Annotated in this window: 22 protein-coding genes; 18 read left to right on the top strand and 4 right to left on the bottom strand. The window is 68.6% G+C overall.

Going from position 1 to position 22617, the window contains the following annotated elements; translation table 11 throughout:
• Positions 1-180 precede the first annotated feature (180 nt).
• From metH to NHL60_RS09635, 4 genes are all read left to right on the top strand, one after another.
• Positions 181-3900 carry a methionine synthase gene (gene metH / locus NHL60_RS09650; RefSeq protein WP_253451850.1) on the top strand — a complete coding sequence of 1240 codons (3720 nt, stop codon included), beginning with the start codon at positions 181-183 and terminating at the stop codon, positions 3898-3900.
• A gap of 56 nt (positions 3901-3956) precedes the next feature.
• The gene (locus tag NHL60_RS09645) at positions 3957-5285 is read left to right on the top strand and encodes an MATE family efflux transporter (RefSeq protein ID WP_253451847.1); all 1329 of its coding nucleotides are present in this window, start codon (positions 3957-3959) and stop codon (positions 5283-5285) included.
• A gap of 116 nt (positions 5286-5401) precedes the next feature.
• A complete protein-coding gene (locus NHL60_RS09640) occupies positions 5402-7054 on the top strand; it encodes a nitrite/sulfite reductase (protein WP_253451844.1) in 1653 nt (550 codons plus the stop codon).
• Complete coding sequence (locus NHL60_RS09635) at positions 7047-7583, top strand: DUF934 domain-containing protein (protein ID WP_253451841.1); 537 nt, start codon at positions 7047-7049, stop codon at positions 7581-7583. The genes NHL60_RS09640 and NHL60_RS09635 overlap by 8 nt, the downstream gene beginning before the upstream one ends.
• A 50-nt stretch (positions 7584-7633) precedes the next feature.
• On the opposite strand, the gene smrA is transcribed toward NHL60_RS09635, so the two are convergent.
• Entirely contained in the window at positions 7634-8227 is a 594-nt protein-coding gene (gene smrA, locus NHL60_RS09630; RefSeq protein ID WP_253451838.1) for a DNA endonuclease SmrA, read from the bottom strand.
• Positions 8228-8361: 134 nt separating this feature from the next.
• On the opposite strand from smrA, the gene NHL60_RS09625 reads away from it, so the two are divergent.
• From NHL60_RS09625 to NHL60_RS09605, 5 genes are all read left to right on the top strand, one after another.
• Entirely contained in the window at positions 8362-8805 is a 444-nt protein-coding gene (locus tag NHL60_RS09625) for a gamma-glutamylcyclotransferase family protein (protein WP_253451835.1), read from the top strand.
• 74 nt (positions 8806-8879) lie between these two features.
• A complete protein-coding gene (locus tag NHL60_RS09620; RefSeq protein ID WP_253451832.1) occupies positions 8880-9230 on the top strand; it encodes an arsenate reductase family protein in 351 nt (116 codons plus the stop codon).
• Between the two features lie 46 nt (positions 9231-9276).
• Positions 9277-9912, top strand: a complete 636-nt coding sequence (gene wrbA, locus NHL60_RS09615) for an NAD(P)H:quinone oxidoreductase (protein WP_253451829.1) — start codon at positions 9277-9279, stop codon at positions 9910-9912.
• Positions 9909-10319, top strand: a complete 411-nt coding sequence (locus tag NHL60_RS09610) for a DUF2069 domain-containing protein (RefSeq protein WP_253451826.1) — start codon at positions 9909-9911, stop codon at positions 10317-10319. The genes wrbA and NHL60_RS09610 overlap by 4 nt, the downstream gene beginning before the upstream one ends.
• A 77-nt stretch (positions 10320-10396) precedes the next feature.
• Positions 10397-10873, top strand: coding sequence for a cytochrome c (locus NHL60_RS09605; protein ID WP_253451824.1), 477 nt, complete (start codon positions 10397-10399; stop codon positions 10871-10873).
• A 91-nt stretch (positions 10874-10964) separates the two neighbouring features.
• Here the strand turns inward: NHL60_RS09605 and NHL60_RS09600 are convergent, their stop codons facing one another.
• The gene (locus tag NHL60_RS09600) at positions 10965-11648 is read right to left on the bottom strand and encodes a cytochrome b/b6 domain-containing protein (RefSeq protein WP_253451821.1); all 684 of its coding nucleotides are present in this window, start codon (positions 11646-11648) and stop codon (positions 10965-10967) included.
• 125 nt (positions 11649-11773) lie between these two features.
• Here NHL60_RS09600 and NHL60_RS09595 point away from each other — a divergent pair, with 125 nt between their 5' ends.
• From NHL60_RS09595 to pdxH, 3 genes are all read left to right on the top strand, one after another.
• Positions 11774-12475 carry an AzlC family ABC transporter permease gene (locus tag NHL60_RS09595; RefSeq protein WP_253451818.1) on the top strand — a complete coding sequence of 234 codons (702 nt, stop codon included), beginning with the start codon at positions 11774-11776 and terminating at the stop codon, positions 12473-12475.
• Complete coding sequence (locus tag NHL60_RS09590; protein ID WP_253451814.1) at positions 12472-12819, top strand: branched-chain amino acid transporter permease; 348 nt, start codon at positions 12472-12474, stop codon at positions 12817-12819. The genes NHL60_RS09595 and NHL60_RS09590 overlap by 4 nt, the downstream gene beginning before the upstream one ends.
• A gap of 174 nt (positions 12820-12993) precedes the next feature.
• Positions 12994-13635 carry a pyridoxamine 5'-phosphate oxidase gene (pdxH, locus tag NHL60_RS09585; RefSeq protein ID WP_253451811.1) on the top strand — a complete coding sequence of 214 codons (642 nt, stop codon included), beginning with the start codon at positions 12994-12996 and terminating at the stop codon, positions 13633-13635.
• A 94-nt stretch (positions 13636-13729) separates the two neighbouring features.
• On the opposite strand, the gene NHL60_RS09580 is transcribed toward pdxH, so the two are convergent.
• Positions 13730-16477 (bottom strand): GNAT family N-acetyltransferase, encoded by a 2748-nt coding sequence (locus NHL60_RS09580; RefSeq protein WP_253451809.1) that lies wholly within the window; start codon positions 16475-16477, stop codon positions 13730-13732.
• A 115-nt stretch (positions 16478-16592) separates the two neighbouring features.
• On the opposite strand from NHL60_RS09580, the gene NHL60_RS09575 reads away from it, so the two are divergent.
• Both NHL60_RS09575 and NHL60_RS09570 read left to right on the top strand, forming a co-directional pair.
• Entirely contained in the window at positions 16593-17546 is a 954-nt protein-coding gene (locus NHL60_RS09575) for a histone deacetylase family protein (protein WP_253451806.1), read from the top strand.
• 150 nt (positions 17547-17696) lie between these two features.
• Positions 17697-18332, top strand: coding sequence for a helix-turn-helix domain-containing protein (locus NHL60_RS09570; protein ID WP_253451804.1), 636 nt, complete (start codon positions 17697-17699; stop codon positions 18330-18332).
• Positions 18333-18356: 24 nt separating this feature from the next.
• Here NHL60_RS09570 and NHL60_RS09565 read toward each other — a convergent pair whose 3' ends face one another.
• Positions 18357-19208 (bottom strand): formate dehydrogenase accessory sulfurtransferase FdhD, encoded by an 852-nt coding sequence (locus NHL60_RS09565; protein WP_253451801.1) that lies wholly within the window; start codon positions 19206-19208, stop codon positions 18357-18359.
• Positions 19209-19326: 118 nt separating this feature from the next.
• Here NHL60_RS09565 and NHL60_RS09560 point away from each other — a divergent pair, with 118 nt between their 5' ends.
• Genes NHL60_RS09560 through NHL60_RS09545 form a run of 4 tightly spaced genes read left to right on the top strand, consistent with a single transcriptional unit; the run spans position 19327 to position 22595 of the window.
• Positions 19327-19758 (top strand): DUF3305 domain-containing protein, encoded by a 432-nt coding sequence (locus tag NHL60_RS09560; RefSeq protein WP_253451798.1) that lies wholly within the window; start codon positions 19327-19329, stop codon positions 19756-19758.
• The gene (locus NHL60_RS09555; protein ID WP_253451795.1) at positions 19755-20294 is read left to right on the top strand and encodes a DUF3306 domain-containing protein; all 540 of its coding nucleotides are present in this window, start codon (positions 19755-19757) and stop codon (positions 20292-20294) included. Before NHL60_RS09560 ends, NHL60_RS09555 begins: the two co-directional genes overlap by 4 nt.
• Before the next feature lie 10 nt (positions 20295-20304).
• Entirely contained in the window at positions 20305-22008 is a 1704-nt protein-coding gene (locus tag NHL60_RS09550) for a 4Fe-4S dicluster domain-containing protein (RefSeq protein ID WP_253451792.1), read from the top strand.
• 2 nt (positions 22009-22010) lie between these two features.
• On the top strand, positions 22011-22595 hold the full coding sequence (locus tag NHL60_RS09545) for a molecular chaperone (RefSeq protein WP_253451789.1): 585 nt from the start codon (positions 22011-22013) through the stop codon (positions 22593-22595).
• The last annotated feature ends 22 nt before the right edge of the window (positions 22596-22617 follow it).

Here is a 22617-nt window from a genome sequence, read left to right as displayed (position 1 = left end):
AGCGGACGCCAAGTGACAATCCCGAGTGAATTGCTGGGTCTTTGCGCTCCCAGCCTGCCCCTGGCCCGGCGCTTTTGTTACCATAGCGCCCCATTCCGGGCCGCCCTGTGAGAAGACGCCACCAGGCGTCCGTGCGGCCCTGCACCCGGATGCGAACTTCGCTGGAGACAAGACCTGACCATGGCCGCCCTTCCCACCGCCCAGACCGCTTCCCTGACCGACAGCCTCAACGAGCGCATCCTGATGCTCGATGGAGGCATGGGCACCATGATTCAGAATGCGGGCCTCTCGGAAGCCGACTTCCGCGGCGAGCGCTTCGCCGACTGGCCCTCCGACCTCAAGGGCAACAACGACCTGCTGGTGCTGACCTGCCCCGAGCTGATCACCCGCCTGCACCAGGAGTACCTGGAGGCGGGGGCCGACATCGTCGAGACCAACACCTTCAACAGCACCCGTCTCTCCCAGGCCGACTACGGCATGGAGGCGCTGGTGCCGGAGATCAACCTCGAGGCGGCGCGCCTGGCGCGAGCGGCCTGCGATGACGTGGCCGCCCGCACCGGGGTGCCCCGCTACGTGGCCGGGGTGCTGGGCCCCACCTCGCGCACCGCCTCGCTCTCCCCGGACGTCAATGACCCCGCCAAGCGCAACGTCACCTTCGATGCCCTGCGCGAGAACTACTATGAGGCGGCCGAGGCCCTGATCGAGGGCGGCAGCGACCTGATCCTGATCGAGACCATCTTCGATACCCTCAACGCCAAGGCGGCCATCTACGCCCTGGAGGAGCTCTTCGAAGATCGCGGCGAGCGCCTGCCGGTGATGATCTCCGGTACCATCACCGACGCCTCCGGCCGCACCCTCTCGGGCCAGACCACCGAGGCCTTCTGGAACTCGGTGCGCCACGCCCGCCCCCTGGCGGTGGGTCTCAACTGCGCCCTGGGAGCCGAGGAGCTGCGCCCCTACGTGGAGGAGCTCTCCACCAAGGCGGATACCTTCGTCTCCGCCCACCCCAACGCCGGCCTGCCCAACGAGTTCGGCGAGTACGACCAGACCCCGGAAGAGATGGCGACCATCGTCGGTGAGTTCGCCGCAAGCGGCCTGGTCAATATCATCGGCGGCTGCTGCGGCTCAACGCCCGAGCATATCGCCGCCATCCGCCGCGCCATCGAGGGCCTGGCGCCCCGCCGGGTGCCCGAGATTCCGCGGGCCTGCCGCCTGTCCGGCCTGGAGCCGTTCAACATCGAGGCGGACTCCCTGTTCGTCAACGTCGGTGAGCGCACCAACGTCACCGGCTCGGCGCGCTTCAAGCGCCTGATCGTCGAGGAGGACTTCACCACGGCCCTCGAGGTGGCCCTGGAGCAGGTGGAGAACGGCGCCCAGGTGATCGACATCAACATGGACGAGGGGATGCTGGAGTCCCAGGAGGCGATGGTGCGCTTCCTGAACCTGATCGCCGGCGAGCCCGACATCGCCCGGGTGCCGATCATGATCGACTCCTCCAAGTGGGAGATCATCGAGGCGGGGCTCAAGTGCGTGCAGGGCAAGGCGGTGGTCAACTCCATCTCGCTCAAGGAGGGCGAGGCGGCCTTCCGCGAGCAGGCCACCATCTGCCGGCGCCACGGTGCCGCCGTGGTGGTCATGGCCTTCGACGAGGTCGGCCAGGCCGATACCTTCGCCCGCAAGACCGAGATCTGCGAGCGCGCCTACCGCCTGCTGGTTGATGAGCTGGACTTCCCGCCGGAAGACATCATCTTCGACCCCAACATCTTCGCCATCGCCACCGGCATCGAGGAGCACAACAACTACGCGATGGACTTCATCGAGGCCACCCGGTGGATCCGTGAGCACCTGCCCCATGCCCTGGTTTCCGGCGGCGTCTCCAACGTCTCCTTCTCCTTCCGGGGCAATAACCCGGTGCGCGAGGCGATCCACTCGGTGTTCCTCTACCACGCCATTCGCGCCGGGCTGACCATGGGCATCGTCAACGCCGGCCAGCTGGCGGTCTACGACGATCTGCCCGAGGAGCTGCGCGAGGCGGTGGAGGACGTGGTCCAGAACCGTCGCGCCGACAGCACCGAGCGGCTGGTGGACCTGGCCGAGAAGTACAAGGGCGACGGTGGCGGTGCGGCCAAGAAGGAGGATCTGGAGTGGCGCTCCTGGCCGGTCAACAAGCGCATCGAGCACGCCCTGGTCAAGGGGATCACTGTCCACATCGAGGAAGATACCGAGCAGGCGCGCCAGGAGGCGGCGCGCCCCATCGAGGTGATCGAGGGGCCGCTGATGGACGGCATGAACGTGGTCGGCGACCTCTTTGGCGCCGGCAAGATGTTCCTGCCCCAGGTAGTGAAGTCGGCCCGGGTCATGAAGCAGGCGGTGGCCTACCTGATCCCCTTCATCGAGGCGGAAAAGAGCGGTGAAACCCAGGCTAAGGGAAAGATCGTCATGGCCACGGTCAAGGGCGACGTGCACGATATCGGCAAGAACATCGTCGGCGTGGTCCTGCAGTGCAACAACTATGATGTGGTCGACCTCGGCGTCATGGTGCCCGCGGAGAAGATCCTGCAGACGGCCAGGGCCGAGAACGCCGATATCATCGGGCTCTCCGGGCTGATCACTCCGTCCCTGGACGAGATGGTCCACGTGGCCAAGGAGATGCAGCGCCAGGGCTTCGAACTGCCGCTGCTGATCGGTGGCGCCACCACCTCCAAGGCCCACACCGCGGTGAAGATCGAGCCCGGCTACGAGCATCCGGTGATCTATGTGGCCGATGCCTCCCGGGCCGTGGGCGTGGCGGGCAAGCTGCTCTCGGCCGAGCTCAAGCCGGCCTATACCGCCGAGATCCGCGCCGAGTACGAGAAGGTCCGCGAGCGCAACGCCAAGCGCCGCCCCAAGGCCGCCGACCTCAGCTACGCCGAGGCGCGCGCCCGCAAGTTCAGCGTGGACTGGGCGGGCTACACGCCGCCCCGGCCGGCCTTCACGGGCCTTCAGGTCTTCGACGACTACGACCTCGAGGAGCTGGTCGAGCGCATCGACTGGACCCCCTTCTTCATGAGCTGGCAGCTGGCCGGCAAGTATCCGAAGATTCTCGAGGACGAGAAGGTGGGCGAGGCGGCGCGCAGCCTCTTCCGCGATGCCCAGGCGATGCTGGCCAAGCTGATCGACGAGAAGCGCATCCAGGCCCGGGGCGTGATCGGCCTGTGGCCGGCCAACAGCGTGGATGACGACGTCATCGAGGTCTACGCGGATGAATCGCGCACCGAGGTGATCGAGCGGCTCCACCATATCCGCCAGCAGAGCACCAAGAATCGCGACGGCGTCTGCTACAGCCTGGCCGACTTTATCGCGCCCCGTTATGACGCAAAGGGAGAGCCGAGCGGCAAGCCCGACTGGATCGGCGGCTTTGCGGTCACCGCCGGCCACGGCGTCGAAGCGCTGGCCGAGCAGTACAAGGCCGCCGGTGACGACTACAACGCCATCATGGTCCAGGCCCTCACCGACCGCATGGCCGAGGCCTTTGCCGAGCGCCTGCACGAGCGGGTGCGCAAGGAGTTCTGGGGCTATGTGCCCGAGGAGGCCCTGGACAACGAGGCGCTGATCGCCGAAAAGTACCAGGGCATCCGCCCCGCGCCGGGCTACCCCGCCTGCCCGGACCACACCGAGAAGGCGACGCTCTTCCGGCTGCTCGACGCCACCGAGAACAGCGGCCTGGTGCTGACCGAGAACTTCGCCATGTGGCCCGCCGCGGCGGTGGCCGGCTGGTACTTCTCTCATCCGCAGTCGAAGTACTTCGCCACCGGCAAGATCACCCGGGACCAGGTGGAGGTTCTGGCCGAGCGCAAGGCCATGAGCGTTGCCGAGCTGGAGCGCTGGCTGGCGCCGGTGCTCTCCTATGACCCGGCCTGAGTCGGCATCTGGCTGAGAGAGGCCCGCTCGTCGGGCCCCTGACCTAACGGAACTTCATGCTGCCCGAGCCCAGCCGCCGCCAGACGATCCTGCGTCTCGCCCTGCCCATCATTGCCGGCATGCTCTCCCAGAGCCTGATCAACCTGATCGATTCCGCCATGGTGGGCTCGCTGGGCGAGGTGCCCCTGGCCGGGGTAGGAGTCGGCGGCTATGCCATGTTCATGGTCACCGCCCTGGTGTTCGGGCTCTCCTCGGGAGTCCAGGCTCAGACCGCCCGGCGCCACGGAGAAGAGGCCTGGGAGCGCCGCGCCGTGCCGCTCAACGCGGGCCTGCTGATCGCCCTGGCGACCTCTCTGCCGATCACCCTGCTCTGCCTGTGGCAGGCGCCCCGACTGCTGGCGCTTATCAACCAGGACCCGGCGGTCAACGCCGTGGCGGTGGAGTACTTTCGTTGGCGAGTGGTGTCCCTGGTGGCGGTGGCGATGATCTTCTGCTTCCGGGGCTACTGGAACGGTATCCAGCAGACCGGCATCTATCTGCGCATCATCCTCGCCATGCACGCCATCAACGTGGCGGCCAGCCTCGCGCTGATCTTCGGCCACCTGGGGCTTCCCGCCATGGGGCCCGCCGGCGCAGGCGCCGGCACCACCCTGTCGCTCTTCGCTGGGCTCGCCATCTGGGCGCTGATCAGCGTCCGCCATGCCCGGGGCAGCGGCTTTCTTGGCGAGCGCCCCGGGCAGTCGATCCTGGCCACCACCCTGCGCCTGGCGACGCCCCACTCCTTCCAGCAGCTCTGGTTTGCCGCCGGCTACGCCGTGCTGTTCTGGATCCTGGGCCAGATCGACACCCGCAGCGTCGCCGTGGGCCACGTGCTGGTCAACCTCTCCCTGCTGCTGATCCTGCCCGGCGTGGGGCTCGGCATGGCGGCCATGAGCCTGGTGGGTCAGGCACTGGGCCGCAACGCCCGACGGGACGCCCACCGCTGGGGCTGGGAGGTGGTTCATCTGGCCTGGCTCTGCCTGGCGGCTTTGGCGCTGCCCATGGCGCTCTTTCCGGAGCTGGTGCTCGGCCTCTTCCTCCACGACCCGGCGCTGATCGAAATGGGTCGGCTGCCGCTGCAGCTCACCGCGCTGATGATCGTGCTGGATGCCGCTGCCCTGGTGCTGGCCCAGGCGCTGCTGGGCGCCGGAGCCAACCGCACCGTGATGAGCACCACCCTCGGCCTGCAGTGGCTGCTGTTCCTGCCCCTGGCCTGGTGGGTTGGCGTGGGGCTGGAGCAGGGGCTGCTGGGAATATGGTGGGTACAGCTGGCCTACCGCTGCCTCAACTCTGCCTGGTTCGCGGTGATCTGGCAGCGCCGACGCTGGCAGTCGCTGCAGATCTAGCTTTTAATTACTTTTCGAATAAAAAGTATGAATATTTATTCTTTCAAAGAATAAGCTGCGGCGCGTATGGTGCACCTTCAGGCTCTGCCACCCTTCACTGCAGCAGGAACGGCTGAATGTACCGCTACGACACCCATGACCAGACCCTCGTCAACGAACGCGTTGCCCAGTTCCGCGACCAGATGGAGCGCTATCTGGCCGGCCGGCTCAGCGAGGAGGAGTTTCTTCCGCTGCGCGTGCAGAACGGGCTCTATGTCCAGCGCCACGCACCCATGCTGCGCATCGCCATTCCCTACGGCATGCTTGCCGCCTATCAGCTGCGCAAGCTGGGCGACCTGGCCCGGGACTACGACCGCGGCTACGGCCACTTCACCACGCGCACCAACCTGCAGCTGAACTGGCCGAAGCTCGAGACCGTGCCGGACATGCTCGCGGAGCTTGCCAGCGTTCAGATGCATGCCATCCAGACCAGCGGCAACGACATCCGCAATACCACCACCGACCAGTTCGCCGGCGTGGCCGAGGATGAGGAGGTCGACCCCCGCCCCTGGTGCGAGCTGATCCGCCAGTGGTCCACTTTCCATCCGGAGTTCGCCTACCTGCCGCGCAAGTTCAAGATCGCGGTGACCGGCGCCGCCGAGGACCGTGCCGCCATCCAGGTCCACGACGTGGGGCTGCGCCTGTGGCGCGACGACGCCGGCGAGGTGCGGGCCAGGGTGCTGGCCGGAGGCGGCCTGGGGCGCACCCCGATGATCGCCGACGTGGTCCGCGAGGACCTGCCCTGGCAGCATCTGCTCACCTACCTCGAGGCCCTGGTGCGGGTCTACAACCAGTTCGGCCGCCGCGACAACAAGTTCAAGGCGCGCATCAAGATCCTGGTCAAGGCGCTGGGCATCGAGGAGTTCCGCCGCCGGGTGGAGGCGGAGTGGGCCCATCTCAAGGATGGCCCCCAGACCCTGACGCGCCAGACCGTGGACGCCGTTGCCGCGCATTTCGTGGATCCCGAGCGCCGGCCGGTCAGCGCCGAGGCCATCGACGCCTTCGAGCGGCTGCGCGGCGAGAACCGCGCCTTCGCCCGCTTCGTGACCAACAACGTCACCGGTCACAAGGTGCCCGGCTACAAGGCGGTGACCCTGTCGCTCAAGCGCGCCGGCCAATCCCCCGGCGATGCCACCTGGGAACAGATGCACCAGATCGCCGATCTGGCCGACGAGTACAGCTTCGGGGAGCTCAGGGTGACTCACGAGCAGAACCTGGTGCTCTCCGACGTGCCGGTGGACCGGATCGAGGCGCTCTGGCACGAGCTTCAGGCACTCGGCCTGGCCAACCCCACCGTGGGCACCCTGGCCGACCTGATCTGCTGCCCCGGCGGCGACTACTGCGGCCTGGCCAACGCCAAGTCGATCCCGGTGGCCCACGCCATCCAGGAGCGCTTCGACGACCTCGACTTCCTCTACGACCTCGGCCCCCTGGAGCTCAACATCTCCGGCTGCATGAACGCCTGCGGCCATCACCACGTGGGCCAGATCGGCATCCTGGGCGTCGACAAGAAGGGCGAGGAGTGGTACCAGATCTCGCTGGGCGGCGCCCAGGGCAACCAGGCCTCGCTGGGCAAGATCCTCGGCCCCTCCTTCAGCCGCGAGAAGGTCCCCGAGGTGATCGACACCCTGCTTAAGGTCTACGTCGGTGAGCGCAGCGACGGCGAGACCTTCCTCGACACCTACCGCCGTATCGGCCTCAAACCCTTCAAGGAGCGGGTCTATGCCTGATCAAGCCCCCATCGCACGCCCCTATCTGTTCCGCGGCCAGCCCGCCGCGGATACCTGGACCCTGGTCCGGGAGGGAGCGGCACCGGCCGCTGCCGCCGCCATCCTGCCCCTCGACGCCTGGCTCGAGGAGGCGGAAAACCCGGCCCGCGCGCCCTGGCTTTCGGCCGACACCGAGCTCACCGACGCCCTGGCCGAGCGCCTCGCCGAGGCGCCGCTGATCGCCGTGGACTTTCCGAAGTTCACCGATGGGCGCGGCTACAGCCTGGCCCGCCTGCTGCGCGAGCGCTACGGCTACCGGGGGGAGATTCGCGCGGTGGGGGATGTGCTGGTGGACCAGCTCTACTTCATGACCCGCTGCGGCTTCGACGGCCTCTCCCTGCGCGAGGACCAGTGGCTGGAGGACGCCCAGCGGGCGCTGGGCGCCTTCAGCCGCGCCTACCAGCCGGCCGTGGACCAGCCCGAGCCGCTGTTTCGCCGCCGCGAGCGGGAGTGGGCCCAGGCCCGTGAAGAGGCCCCGGCCTACGCCTGAGGCTCATCGGGGCCTGTCGCCAGCAAGGGCTTGCGTGCTTGAGGCGGGGCTTATCCCCGCCGCTTCTGCTGCCGCTCGCGGTTGGCCGCGCGGGCCCGCTCGCTCTTGCGCAGCATCACCCAGGTAGCGCCGAGGCCGCCGTCGGAGGGCTGGGCGGAGACGAAGGCCTGGACCTCGGGAAACTGGGGCAGCCACTTGGCCAGGTAGGAGCGCAGCACATTGGGCGGGCTGTCGATGGCCTGGCCGCGGCCGTGGACGATCAGCACCGAGCGCAGGTCGTGGGCGAAGGCCTCGTGGATGAAGGGCGTAAGCGCTCGCCGGCACTCCTCCAGCGGACGGCGCAGCAGGTGCAGGCGCGCCTGGTCCGCATAGCCGCCGTGGCGCAGGCGGTCGACCACCCCCTGCTGGATGCCGTCGCGACGAAAGGCCAGCGGATCGAAGGGAGGCACCAGGTCGACGAAGTCATCGGAGAGAAAGCCGTGCCCTTCCACCTCTGCCGCGGCGCTCTCGCGCCGGGCCAGCTGCGCCTCGCTGGGGCCCCGCCGGCCATGGCCAGGATCGGCTCGGTTGGCGCCCCGGGAGAGTGGGCGCACATCGCCCATCAGGGCCTGGAAATCGAGGTCGCTACGCGCCGACTGAGTCATGACACACCTCCCGATCGTCAAGAGAGGCTCTATCCTAGCAGAGCCCGGGGGGCGGGATAAGGCGTCCCTGCGCCCGGCTCGGCAGGCGCCGATAGCCGTGGCAGGATGGACCTTTCCATGCCGACGGAGCCCCCATGCGACGCCTTCACCTGCTGCTTGTCACCCTGATCGGCCTGCCGCTGGCCGTGGCCGGCTGGCTCTGGCTGACCATGCTCAGCCCCTTCACCTACGACCGACCCGACCACCTCCCCGAGATCGATGCGGGCCCCCACGAGGTCTTCGTCTACGGCACCCTGCGCTCGGGGCTGGTGCGCTGGGTCGTCACCGGGCGGGCCGGGGAGTCGCGACCGGCCGTGCTGGAGGACTTCCGGCGCAGCGCCCTGGACCTCGAGGAGGCGCCCGGTGAGCGGGTCGAGGGGGAGGTGATCACGGTCAGTGCCGAGGAGCTGGCGCGTCTGGACCGCTACGAGCGCCTGGGCATCCGCTACGAGCGGGTGCGCCTGGTGCTGGCCGACGGCACCGAGGCCTGGGTCTACCGCCGCCTGCCGGAGGAGGCGCCGGAGGGGGCTCGGTTGTGAGCGGGGGGCGGGGCCTTCTACAATAGCGGCCATTCAGATCTCGCGGCTGAAGATGCCGCCCGCAAGGAGCCGCCATGCCCCCCATCACCCTGTTGCATAATCCACGCTGCTCCAAGTCGCGCCAGGCCCTGGCGCTGCTGGAGGAGCACGGTGCCCCCGTCACGGTGCGCCGCTACCTGGACCAGCCCCTCGACGAGGCGGAGCTGCGCGGGCTGATCGCTCGCCTCGAGGGGCCCCTCGAGGCGCTGGTACGCCGCAAGGAAGCCGATTGGAAGGCGCTCGATGCCGATGCCGGCGACCTCGAGCAGGTAGTGGCGGCCATCCTCGCTCACCCCAGGCTCCTGGAGCGCCCCGTTGCCGATGATGGCCGACGTGCCGTGATCGGCCGCCCGCCGGAGCAGGTGCTGGCGCTGCTCGAGGCCTGACCTGCCCCCTTACCGCTTTTTCTCTTGTCCCCGGCCCGGAGCCCCCATGAGTGCCACTTCCCCCCGACCGCTGCCCTATGTGCTGATCCTCTACTACTCCCGCCACGGGGCCACCCGCGCCATGGCCGAACAGATCGCCGCCGGCGTCGAATCGGTGCGCGGCATCGAGGCGCGGCTGCGCACCGTGCCGCCGGTCTCCCCCACCTGCGAGGCGGTGGATCCGGAGATTCCCGCCGAGGGTGCGGTCTACGCCAGACTCGATGACCTGCGCCACTGCTCAGGACTTGCCATCGGCAGCCCCACCCGTTTCGGGAACATGGCCGCCCCCCTCAAGCACTTCCTGGACGGCACCAGCGAGCTATGGCTGGGCGGAGCCCTGATCGACAAGCCCGCTACCGCCTTCACCTCCACCTCCAGCCTGCACGGGGGGCAGGAGAGCACCCTGCTGACCATGCTGGTGCCGCTGCTGCACCACGGCATGCTTTATGCCGGCCTTCCCTACAGCGAGATCGAGCTGATGGAGACCGCCAGCGGCGGCACTCCCTATGGCGCCAGTCACCTGGCCGGCAAACGCAGCGACCGGCCTCTGGACGACCATGAGCGACAGCTCTCCCGGGCCCAGGGGCGCCGCCTGGCACGCCTGGCCCTGGCGCTTGGCCGCCTCGAGGGAGAGCCGTCATGAGGCGCTGGCTTGAGGAGTTCGAGGCGCAGCGCGGGCTCGACCATCTGACCGCCCGCTCCCGGCGCTGGGTGCTGGGAAGCTATGCGACCCTGGCCCTGGCCCTGGTGGTCTGGGGCCTTATCCTGCGCGGCGAGAGCGGCAACCTGCGCCCCATGCTGGCCTTTCTGCTGCCGCTGCTGCTCTTCCTGCCATCGCTGCTCGGCCAGCGCGCCCGCGGTCATGTGTGGCTCGCCTTTGTCAGCCTGCTCTACTTCATGATCGGGGTGAATGTCGCCATCCTTCCCGGGGTTGGCTGGCTGGGTCTGCTGATCGCCCTCTGCTCGCTGACCCTCTTCGCCGGCTGCACCCTCTACTCCCGCTTTCGCAGCCGCCAGCTGCGGGCGGCCGCCACGGGTGACGGCGCCTAGCCCAAGCGCGTGCTACGCTTGCAGGGCTTGAGCTAGCTCAAGCTCGAGCATACGAACCATAACGAAAGGAGATCGTGATGACCGTGACGTTCCGCCCCTTGCTCGCCGGCCTCGGCCTGGCTGCTGCCCTCTTTGCCTCCGCTTCCGCCCAGGCGCTGGACGTGGACAAGGCCATCGAGTACCGCCAGGACGCCCTGCGCGTGATGGCCTTCCAGACCGGTCCCCTCGGCGACATGGTCCAGGGCAATATCGACTATGACGCCGAGGAGTTCGCGCTGCGCGCCAACAACCTGGCGGCGCTGGCTCACCTACCCTGGGAGGCCTTTATCGAGGGCAGCCTGCAGGGAGACGACCACGGCATCGAGACCGATGCCGTGGCCGGCATCATTGATAACAGGGATGACTTCACGTCCAGGGCCGAGACCCTCGGTGAAGAGACCGCCACCCTGGCGCGGATGGCCAACGACGGCGAGGAGTTCAGCGCCCTGCGTCGCCAGATGGGCACCGTGGTCAACACCTGCCGCAGCTGTCACGACAACTATCGTGACAACTGAGGCCGGCTCGAGCCCTCAACAAGCGTGAACGCAGCGGGGCGGCCCAAGGGCCGCCCCGCTGCTTTTGGTGCCTCCGCTCCCAGGAGCGCGGCTAGGCGTTCCAGAGCCAGAGCACCGGCAGGACGGCGATCAGTACCGCCACCAGGGCCAGCCAGGGGCTGGCCAGGCGCCGGGCAGCCCCTTCGGCCGGCGCATCCTCCGGGGCGCCCTCCAGCGGTTTGCGCCCGGTAAACATGGCGCCCACCAGACGCTCTCCCTTGAGGCGGTGCACCACCAGGGCCAGCAGGTGACCGGCGATCAGCACCATCAGCAGGTTGGCATTGAGGTGGTGCAGCGAGGCCAGGGTACGGGCGGTCCCGCGGTCCACCAGGCCGTGGAGCGGCGCATTGAAGAAGATATCGTCGGTCAGGAAGAGTCCGCTGATCACCTGGAAGGAGAGCGAGAGCATCATCACCACCACCATGATGCCGCCCAGGGGGTTGTGTCCGGCATAGGACGGAGGCCGGCCGCCGAGAAATCGCCTGGCGTAGTCGAAGAGGGTCGTCGGGGGGTGAAGGAAGCTGGTGAAGCGGGCGTGATAGCTGCCCACCAGGCCCCAGAGCCAACGGAACAGCAGCAGGCCGACCAGCACATAGCCCGCCCTGGCGTGGATGTCGATGGGAAAGATGAAGGGGTAGCCCGGTGTCTTCATGGTGTAGAAGGCCAGGGCCACCGCCCCGACCATGCCCCAGTGGAAGAGTCGCACCGGAACATCCCATACCCTTAGTCGTGTCATCTTGCCTCCTTGCAGTTTGCAGAAGATTCTCTGGCTCCGGGCTGTCAATCCCGAAAATTTCGCATACCATGATCGGCTTCATGGACATCCCCCACCGCCGTGGGGACACCCAAGGAGTCTACCTCTTGTCTTCCTCGAACGCCTGGCGCGAGGCCGGCACCCTGACCCTGCCGGTCATGTTTGGCTACCTGCCCCTGGGAGCCGCCTTTGGTATTCTCGCCGTCGAAGTCGGCATTCCCGTCTGGGCGGCCCTGCTGATGTCTCTGCTGATCTATGCCGGCGCCGGCCAGTTCCTGGCAGTGGCGCTGCTGGCGGCCGGGGCCGGCCTGGTGGAGCTGGCCGTGGCGACCCTGATGCTCAACTCTCGCCACCTCTTCTACGGGCTTTCGCTGCTCAAGCGTTTCCAGGGGGCCGGTTGGCGCAAGCCCTACCTGATCTTCTCGCTCACCGACGAGACCTACTCGCTGCTCACCACCCTGCCCCCCGAGCGCGCCCGGGACCACGCCCTGGCGCTGCGCATCGGCCTGCTCAATCAGGGCTGGTGGGTGCTGGGCTCCCTGGTCGGTGCCCTGATCGGCACGACGCTTGCGTTCGACAGTCGGGGCATCGAGTTTGCCCTCACCGCCCTGTTCATCGTGCTGACCCTGGAGCAGGCCCGCCGGCTGCGTCAGGGGCTCCCCTTCGCCATCGCCCTGGCCACGGGCCTCGGCGCCCTGCTGCTGCTCCCGGACCGCCACCTGCTGCTGGGGGCCATCGGGGCGGCGAGCCTGGTGCTGCTCGCTCACTACCGCCTGCATCGCCATGCCCCCCGGGAGAGCCAACCATGAGCCACGCTACCCTGCTGATCTTCATTGCCGTCTGCGCCCTGGCCACCTTCGCCACCCGGGTGATTCCCTTCGTGGCCCTGGCGCGCCAGGCCGAGCATCCGCTGATCCTGCACCTGGGGCGCTACCTGCCGCCCACGGTGATGATGATCCTGGTGATCTATGCCCTGCGCGACTTCCGCCCCCTGGCGGAGGGGCAGCTCAATGCCGGCGCCAACGGCTGGCCGATGATCCTGGCCTCACTGGTCGTGGTGGTGCTCCATCTGTGGCGTCGCAATGCCCTGGTCTCCATCCTTGGCGGCACCGGGGCCTATATGGCGATGGTGCAGCTGGGCTGGGCACTCTAAGGGGCTCCGGCAACGCCCTCCTGTCTCGCCATCCTCGGCGGCACCGGGGCCTGTATGGCGATGGTGCCGCTGGGCTGGGCAGCCTGACCCCATAAATCTCGCTCGAGCGGGCACAGAACGGTTGAGCTGGGGACGCAGAGAAGCGAACATGCAGGAAACCGTGAGGAGAACGCCATGACACGCAATATCGCCGATATCCGGCGCGACTATGAAGGCGGCCGGCTCGACGAATCCCTGGCCGTGGAGAACCCGCTGCCGCTGTTCGAGGAGTGGCTGGCCCTGGCCCTCGAGAGCGAGGGTGACGACGGCAACGCCATGACGCTCGCCACCGTGGACAGCCAGGGGCTGCCCCACGCCCGGGTGGTGCTGCTCAAGGGCGTCGATGAGCAGGGGCTGGTGTTCTATACCAACTACCACAGCCACAAGGGCAGCGAGCTGACCAATGTGCCCCACGCGGCCCTGGTCTTCTGGTGGCCCTCCCTGGCGCGCCAGGTGCGCATCGAGGGCAGCGTCGAGCAGGTCAGCGCCGAGGAGTCCGACGCCTACTTCTCGAGCCGCCCGCGGGCCAGCCAGCTGGGCGCCTGGATCGCCACCCAGAGCGTGGTGATTCCCGACCGCACCTGGATCGAGGAGCGCCAGAGCCGATTCGAACAGGCCTATGAGGGCCAGGAGATTCCGAGGCCGGTGCACTGGGGCGGCTACCGGGTCCTGCCCACCATGATCGAGTTCTGGCAGGGCCAGCCCAGCCGCCTGCACGACCGCATTCGCTACGAGCAGCGCGACGGCCAGTGGCAGCACTTCCGCATGGCGCCCTGACTCCCCTAGCCTCGGCTCCCGGATGCATGAGGGCCCCCGCCGCCGGCGGGGGCCCTTGTCGTTCCGGGCGAGTGTCGTTCCGGGCGAGTTGCCCTCAATCCGGCATGCTATCCAGGCGGTGGCGCTGCCACTCGCTCTCGGGCTCGTTGAGGCTCATCACGGCGTCGACCACCTGCTCCTCCATGTTGTAGCGCTGCTTGAAGCCGAGATGCTTCATCAGGGCGCGCATGGGGTGGTTGTCCACCATGATCTTGCCGATCATCTCCAGGGTGCCGACGCTTCGGCAGTAGTCGATCATCTTGTTCATCAGCAGGCTGCCGATGCCGAGTCCCTGGAGGTCGTCGCGGATGATCACCGAGAACTCGGTGCGGATATTGTCGGGGTCGTTCCAGACCCGCACCACCCCCAGCATCTCCTTGCTGCCATCCTCCAGCAGGTGCTCGGCGATAAAGGCCATCTGGCGATCGTAGTTGATCTGCGACAGCATCGAGAGATCCCGCTGGGTCAGGTCCGACTTGTTGTGGAAGTAGCGGAAGCGGATGCTCTCCTCGGAGAGCTGGCGGTGGAAGTTGGCGATCAGCGGGGCATCCTCGGCCCGAATCGGCCGCACCTCCACCTCCCAGCCGTTCTTGAGGGTCACCCACTCTCGCAGCTCCTCCGGATAGGGCATGATGGCGAAGCGCGCCGGGGTGCCAAGATCCATGGCGAAGTCGACGGCCACCAGCTCGTCGCGATTGAGCAGCAGCGGGTTGATCTCGATGCCGCGCAGCTCCAGCAGGTCGCTGGCCATCTGGGAGAGCTTGACCAGCAGCTCGCAGAGCCGCTCGATATCCCGCTGGGGGTCGCTGGAGTGCTCGTGGATCAGCCGCGCCACATGGGTACGCTCCACCATGTCCTCGGCCAGGGTCATGTTGAGCGGCGGCAGCGCCACCTGGCGGTCGGCCAGGATATTCACCTTGTAGCCGCCGATGCCGAAGACCACCACCGGACCGAAGATCGGGTCCCGGGTGATGCCGGCGCACACCTGCAGGGAGTGCTTGCCTCGCTGCATGGGCTGCAGGCAGTACTCCCGCACCTGGAAGGCGGGGTACTTCTCGCTGACCTGCTGGCCCAGCACTTCGACTCCCTCGGCCACCTGCTCGGGCGTCTTCAGGTCCTGCAGCAGCCCCGCCGACAGGCGGTGGGGGTGCTTGCGGTAGCGGAAGGGCCGGCAGTTGCCCTCGTGCACCACCTTGAGCGCCATGCTCCCCTCGAAGGCGGCGGCGGCCTCGGCGCCCTCCTCCGGCGTGGACACGTAGCGGCTGGGCGCCACCGGAATGCCGTAGGCCTCGAGCACCTGGGCGGTCTCGGAGTGGGTGAGGGATTCGCGCCCCTGGGCCTTGGCCTCCTTGATCAGGGTGCGGCAGCGGGCACGGATATCCGGGGTGGTGCTGAAGGGCAGGGTCGGCGGCGTCTCCTGGAGCAGCAGCTGGACCCGCTGGTAGTCCACCATATGCATGAAGGCCTTGATCGCCTTCTCCGGGGAGACATAGGTGGGAATGCCGGCCAGGTTGCACTCGTGACGCGCCGACAGCGCCTCCTCCAGCCCCATGAAGCTGGTCAGCAGGTTGCGCCGGAAGCGCTTGCGGTTGGCCACCACCGCCTGGGCAGTGGTCTTGGAGGGCGCCATGCGCGTCGGCGCATGCACCACCAGTACCGCATCCACGCCCGGGTCGGCGGCGACGATCTCGATGGTATCCACGAACTTCTCCGGGGTGGCGTTGCCCCCCAGATCCACCGGGTTCTCTCCCGGCTTGCTCATGTCGAAGTTCCCCTGCTTCAGCGCGCGGCGGGTCTCCTCGGTAAAGTCGGCGAGCTTGCCGCCGGCGTGGATCAGCTTGTCGATGGCCAGCATGGCAGGGCCCAGGCCGTTGGAGACGATGGCCAGGCGGTCGCCGCGCAGGGGCTTCATGCGCGACAGCGTCATCAGGGCATCGAAGAGCTCATCGGAGTCGTGGACGCGCACCACGCCGGCCCGGGAGAAGGCGGCATCGAAGACCCGGTCGCGATTGGCAATCCCCGGCGTGGGGGGCAGCCCGGTCAGGTCCGACTGGGGCGTGCGGCTGCTCTTGATGGCCAGCACCAGGCGGTTGCGCGAGGCGTCGCGCAGGGCCGTCATGAAGTGCTGGGCATCCATGATCTTCTCCAGGTGGAGGAGGATGGCCTGGGTGGGCGAGAACTGGTTGATGTAGTCGAGCAGGTCGGGAAGCATCACGTCGACGCTATCGCCCAGGGTGATCAGGTGGGAGAAGCCCACGCCGCGTCCGGCGGCCCAGTCGATCATGGCGGTCCCGAGCATCCCCGACTGCCCCAGATAGGCCACCTTGCCGGCCTTGATCGGGCGGTTGGCGTAGGAGGCGTTGAGCTTGCGCCCCGGCACGATCAGCCCCATGCACTCCGGGCCCAGCACCCGGATACCCGACTGGCGGGCCGCGTCCAGCATCCGCTGGCGGATCGAGGCCTTGCCGTCCCGCGCCTCGTCCAGGTGGGAGCCGCCGGAGAGCACCAGGGCGGCGCGCACCCCGATGCTGCCCAGCCTGGCGATCCGCCCCGGCACCGTGGCTACCGGCGAGCAGATCACGGCGAGGTCGGGAGCCTCGGGGAGCTGGCCGATGCGCGAGAAGCCGGGCTGGCCGAAGACCTGCTCGTAGCCCTTGGGATTCACGGCCCAGATGGTGCCAGGGAAGCCGGCCTCCTGCAGGTTGCGGATCACCAGCCCGCCCAGGGAGTCGGGCTTTTCCGAGGCGCCGATGACGGCGATGGTGCGGGGTTCGAAGAAGTGACGCAGGAAACGGGTGCTCAAGATGCTCTCCCGGCAGCTGATGACTGGATGGCCTGCCTACTGTGTACGACCTATTGACACTGTCTGGCAAGGGCATACGCAAAGTAAAGTGACGCCAGTCAGCCTGGAGAGCGCAATGATCACCGGTTATATCACCCACCCCCACTGCATGCTCCACCATATGGGCCCGGAGCACCCCGAGAGCCCGCTCAGGCTGGAGGCAATCCGCGCCAGGCTCTCCCTCGCCGGCCTGCTCCAGCAGACCATGCAGTCCGAGGCCCGGGAGGCCTCCGAGGAGGAGCTGGCCCGGGTCCACCCGGTGCGCCACCTGCGCGCCCTGGACAAGTGCGTGCCGGAAGAAGGCATCGTCACCCTCGACAGTGACACCATGATGAACCCGGACAGCCTCAACGCCGCCCGGGTCGCGGCCGGTGCGGTCATCCGCGGCGTGGACCAGGTCTTCCGCCACCAGGCCGACAACGTCTTCTGCGCGGTGCGCCCCCCGGGCCATCACGCCGAGGCCACAGACGCCATGGGCTTCTGCTTCTATAACAACGTGGCGGTGGGCGCCGCCCACGCCCGGGAGAAGTATGGGGCCCGGCGCATCGCCATCCTCGACTTCGACGTCCACCAGTGCAACGGCACCATCGACATCTTCAAGGACGACCCGGACGTGCTGGTCTGCACCAGCTTCCAGTACCCTTTCTACCCCTGGCGCTATCTGCGCAGCGAGTGGCAGAACGTGGTCAACACGCCGCTGGAGGCGGGTACCGACAGCGCCATGTTTCGCCGCGCCATCGAGGATGACTGGCTGCCCGCCCTGCATCGCTTCAAGCCCGAACTGGTGCTGCTCTCCTCGGGCTTCGACGCCCACCGCGAGGATGACATGGCCGAGCTCTGCCTCGAGGACGAGGACTACCACTGGATCACCCACATGGCCATGGAGATCGCGGCGCTCTACTCGGATAATCGCCTGGTCTCGGTGCTGGAGGGGGGCTACCACCTCGACTCCCTCGGCCGCTGCGTCGAGGCCCACCTCAAGGCGCTCCTCGGCCTGCCCTTCGGCGACGCCCCCGCGTCAGAGGCCTGAGACTCCGGGCCCGGTGAGGTACGGCGTTTCTTGTTGCCGGGAAACGTCGCCCTTCATCCCGGCGCCTTAAAAGCATGAGAAGCGGTGCATTCATGCGGCACACGCTGTGGTAAGCTGCAGGAAACCTGTTTCCTATAGTGAATTTTCACCATGACAGCCGCCACCACCGATCAGGATGCCGCCCTGCGCATCGCCTCGGGCCGCAAGGCCTTCGTCGAGCCGCTGCGCCTCGGCGAGCGCCTGCGCGAGATCCGCCTGGCCAACCAGTGGACCCTGGAGGACGTCAGCCAGCGCACCGGCCTGGCCCGCTCCACCCTCTCCAAGATCGAGAACGACCAGATCTCTCCCACCTTCACCGCCGTCCAGAAGCTGATCGGCGGGCTCGGCATCGACTTGCCCCAGCTGCTCTCGCCGCCGCGTCAGCAGACCCGTACCATGGGCCGGCGGGATCTGACCCGCCGCGGCCAGGGGCAACAGCACCCCACCCCTACCTACGAGCATGAGCTGCTCAGCTGCGAGCTGGCCCAGAAGCGCATGATTCCCTTCAAGACCATCGTCAGGGCACGCAGCTTCGACGAGTTCAGCGAGTGGGTGCGCCACGACGGCGAGGAGTTCCTGATGGTGCTGGAGGGGGAGATCCTGCTCTATACCGAGTTCTACGAGCCCCTGGCACTGGAGAGCGGCGACAGCATCTACTTCGACAGCGACATGGGCCACGCCCTGGTCTCGGTCAGCGATGACGACGCCGTGGTGCTCTCGGTCTGCACAAGGGCCGAGGGTGCCTGAGGGGGAAGCGCAGAGGGAAGCCCCCTACCCCCGCCGCTGGCCGCGCCGGTCGCCGGGCCTGACCGGCGGCACGGCATCCAGCGCCAGGCGCCCGCCGGCATGGATCGCCTGGAAATGCCGCCCCTTGGCCCGGGCGATCAGCATGACCCCGTAACGCTCGGCTAGCTCCACCCCCTTCTGGGTGACCCCGGAACGGGAGACCAGCACCCCGATGCCCATCTGGGCCACCTTCAGCACCATCTCCGAGGTCAGCCGCCCGGTGGTGTAGAAGGTGTCGGCCCGCAGCGAGTCCGCCTCCTTCAGCCACTGGCGCCCGGCCAGGGTGTCCACGGCGTTGTGGCGCCCCACGTCCTCCACGAAGTCCAGCACCTCCTCTCCCCAGCAGAGCGCGCAGCCGTGCACGGCGCCGGCGCTGCGGTAGGTCTCGTTGCAGGCGTTGAGATTCTCCAGCAGGGCGTAGAGGGTCGACTGGCGCAGCGGCGTTTCGGGCAGCGGCTGGCGCGGCACCGAATCCAGCAGCCGCCCGAACACCGTGCCCTGGCCGCAGCCGGTGGTAACCGTGCGGTGGCCCAGGCGCTCCTCGAGATCCTCCGGCAGGTGGCGGGTCACCACCGCGGCCGCCTCCACCTCCCAGTCCACGTGCACCGCCACCAGATCGGCCGCCTCGGTCAAGAGCCCCTGGTTGCGCAGATAGCCGACCACCAGCGCCTCGGGGTCATCCCCCAGGGTCATCAGGGTAACGATCTCGCGCTTGTTGAGGTAGAGGGTCAGCGGCCGCTCGGCGGCGATGGCCTGACGGCGCGACTCGCCATACTCGTCGAAGATCTCGATCTCCACGGTGGCGGGCAGGCGGGCATGGCTGCGGGTGAAGGTCATGGCGCTCCTCGTCTCGTCGGGTTGGCGCGGAAGGTGGCTTGACCATGATGGCATTCCCGTTCCTTACTGTCTCTGAGCAACACAGCCCCTAACAACATCATAACAACAGGACAGCGCCGTGACCGACTCGCACAACCTGCGCCCCCTCGGGGTCACCCTGGCGGCCCGGGAACACCGCATCCAGGGGTTTCGCGCCACCCAGTGGCAGGTCGCCTCCCTGGCTCCCGGCGACCAGGGCGACGCCACCCTGTGGCTTCAGCTGACCATGACCGAGCGTGCCGCCTACCGCTTCAATCTCGCCTCGGGCAACCCCCGTCTCTTCGTGCGCGCCGGCTTCGCCGGTGGCCCCGCCGAGCCCACCGCCATCACCGCCAGCCAGGACGTGGCGGCCGACTGGCTGGATGGCGAGCAGCAGGTGCTCGAGGCGGCCATGCCCCTGGCCATCCAGGTCTGGATCGAGGCCTACCTGGCCCGCCACGGCGAGGCCCCCATGGAGGAGCGCAAGAAGAAGCGCAAGGGAGCGGGCCGCGCTCGGGAGATGGACACATGAGCCGCCTGGAACGCTGGTCCCGGCGCAAGCGCGGCGAGGAGCCGTCTCCCGATGCCCCGCCGCCCGCGGAGGCACCGCCCCTTGCCGACCCGCCGCAAGCGGAGGCCGAGCCCCATAGCGTCAGCGACGAGGAGCTGCCCGACCCGGAGAGCCTGCCCCCCGGCAGCGACTTCGGCCGCTACCTCCAGGAGGGGGTCAGCCAGGCGCTGCGCCGCCGGGCCCTTCGCCGCCTCTGGCAGGCCGATCACTATCAGATCCGCGACGGCCTGGACGACTACGACGGCGATTACAGCCAGCTCGAGCCCCTGGCCCGTGAGGCCGCGGAGCGGCTGCGCCACTGGGGCCGCCGAGTGAATGACTACCTCGCCCCGGAGGAGGAAACCGCCGAGGAACGCCTCGCCGAGGAGGTCGACTCGGCAGAAGCCGAGGGCGCCGAGCCGCCGGTCGACGAGGAGCGAGCCCCCTCGGCGGCGTTAGACGAAGGTGATTACGACGCGCCTGAGAGGCTGGACTACATTAGCAAGAACCAACAATAACGAGGTCAACATGCCCGCTCCCATTCCCCTTGCGCCCCTGGATGATGAACGCAACCGCGCCGCCCGGGAGGCCGCCAGGCAGCGGGTCTCCTGGCCCGCCAACCTGGCCCCGGAGACCGTGGACTTCAAGAGCGAGGGCTACCTGCTGATCGCCGGTGCCGAGCTGGATATCCGCCGGGCCGCCGCGCGCCTGGCGGGCCAGCTGCCCGGCATCACCCTGGTGGTCACCGAGCGCAGCAGCGCCGAGGAGGTGCCCGACCTCGAGGCCATCTGGGAGGCCACTCGGGCGCTGCCTTGCCAGGTGGCAGACAGCACCCTGCGGCTCGAGGGCTACCTGGGACGCTTCCATGCCACCCTGGCGAGCGACGCTGACGCTATCGACCTGGCCCTGGCCACCCAGGGGCGTCCCTGTTTCGACCTCGTGCTCGACCTGGGCCAGCGGCCGCTGCTGGCCCTGGAGCTCCCCCCGCCCGGTTATCGCGCCACCCGCTGGGGAACGGCCGACTGCGAGCAGGCCCTGGCCACCCTGCCCGACCACCGCGGCGCCTTCGAGGCGCCGCGCGCCGTGCAGGTCAATGCCGATCTCTGCGCCCATTCGCGCAGCGGCCAGGCCGGCTGCACCCTCTGCCTGGACACCTGCCCGGCAGACGCCCTCTCCAGCCAGTCCGGCCGGGTGGGCGCCTGGATCGAGGTGGATGCCCACCGCTGCCACGGCGCCGGCAGCTGTGCCAGCGCCTGCCCCACCGGGGCCATCGAGTTCCGTCTGCCTCGCCCGGCGCCCCTGGAGCACTACCTGGGAGAACTGCTGACCGCCTATCGGGAGGCCGGCGGTGCCCATCCGGTGGTGCGCTTCCTGAGCGAGGCCCACCTGGCCCGGGAGAGTGCACCGGCTGCCGGACACGTGCTGGACGTGGCCCTCGAGGAGCTGGGCGCCGCGGGACCGGATCACTGGCTGGCCGCCCTGGCCGCCGGCGCCGGCGAGGTGCGCCTGCAGCGGGATGCAGAGACGCCCTCCACCCTGCTTCGCCAGCTCGAGCGGCAGCATGCCGAGGCCCGTGAGCTGCTCGCGGCCCTCGGCCACGACCCGGCCCGGCTGACCTGGCTCGGGGCCGAGGCCGACCGGAAGGAGCTGGATGCCCTGCCCGCCCTGGCCCCCCTGCCGCCACGCCCGGAGGCCAGCCCCGATGCCACCAAGCGCGACCGGCTCAATGCCACCCTGGCGTGGCTCGGCCGCCAGGGCAGCCCGACCGGCCGTCGCCACCCCCTGCCCGCCCCGCCCCCTCACGGGGGCATGGAGGTAGACGCGGAGCGCTGCACCCTGTGCCAGGGCTGCGTGGCGCTCTGTCCAACGCCAGCACTCTCCGGCGGCGACGACGCCACGGCGCGACTGGCCTTCCGCGAGGCCGACTGCGTGCAGTGCGGCCTCTGCGAGGCGGGCTGCCCCGAGCAGGCCATCCGGCTGGTGCCGGGGTTCCTGGCTGCCCCCGAGCGCGAGACGCGTCGGACCCTCAAGGAGGAGCCCGCCTTCGCCTGCATTCGCTGCGGCAAGCCCTTCGCCACGGCCAGCACCATCGCCACCATCCAGCGCAAGCTGGCGGACCACCCCTATTTCGCCGGCGAGGCGCGAGCGCGCCTCGAGATGTGCGAGGACTGCCGCGTCCAGGATGTCTGGCAGGAGCTCGCCCGGGAACCCGAACGCCAGCTGAAGGTGTAACCATGGACGATCTCATCGCCACTACCCCGAGCGTCAGCGAGCACGACGCCCTCCGGGCGGATATCTACCGGCTGCTGGCCCGTCTGCTGCTGGCGCCGCCGGACGCGGCACTGCTCGACTTCCTCGCCGGCCTGGAGGCCGACGACGAGGATCCCGAGATGGCGGCCATCTGGCGCGCGCTCGCGGCGGCGGCCGCCGCGACCACCCCCGGCAGGGCCGAGCGTGACCACTTCGAGCTGCTGGTCGGCGTCATCCAGGGGGAGGTCACCCCCTACGCCTCCTGGTACCTGCACGGCACCCTGATGGACGAGCCCCTGGTGGCACTGCGTCGCGACCTGCGCCGCCTGGGGCTCGCCCGCAGCGAGGAGAGCCGCGACCCCGAGGACCACCTCGGCGCCCTTTGCGAGGCCATGGCCCTGCTGGCCGAGCGCGGCGATCCGCAGCAGGCCCGCTTCTTCGCCGCCCACCTGGCCCCCTGGGCCAACCGTTGTCTGGCCGAACTGGCAGCCAGCCAGGCGGCCCTCTACGCTGAGACAGGACGGCTGGGCCTCGGCTTTATGGCCCGAGAGCACCACTACCTCACATAACTAACAAGATCAGCGACCGTCA

Origin of the sequence: Halomonas sp. Y3, assembly GCF_024137965.1 — a bacterium.
Classification (GTDB): domain Bacteria; phylum Pseudomonadota; class Gammaproteobacteria; order Pseudomonadales; family Halomonadaceae; genus Halomonas; species Halomonas mongoliensis.
Note: the sequence above shows the minus strand (reverse complement) of the source record. Positions and strands in the feature narration are given on the sequence as shown.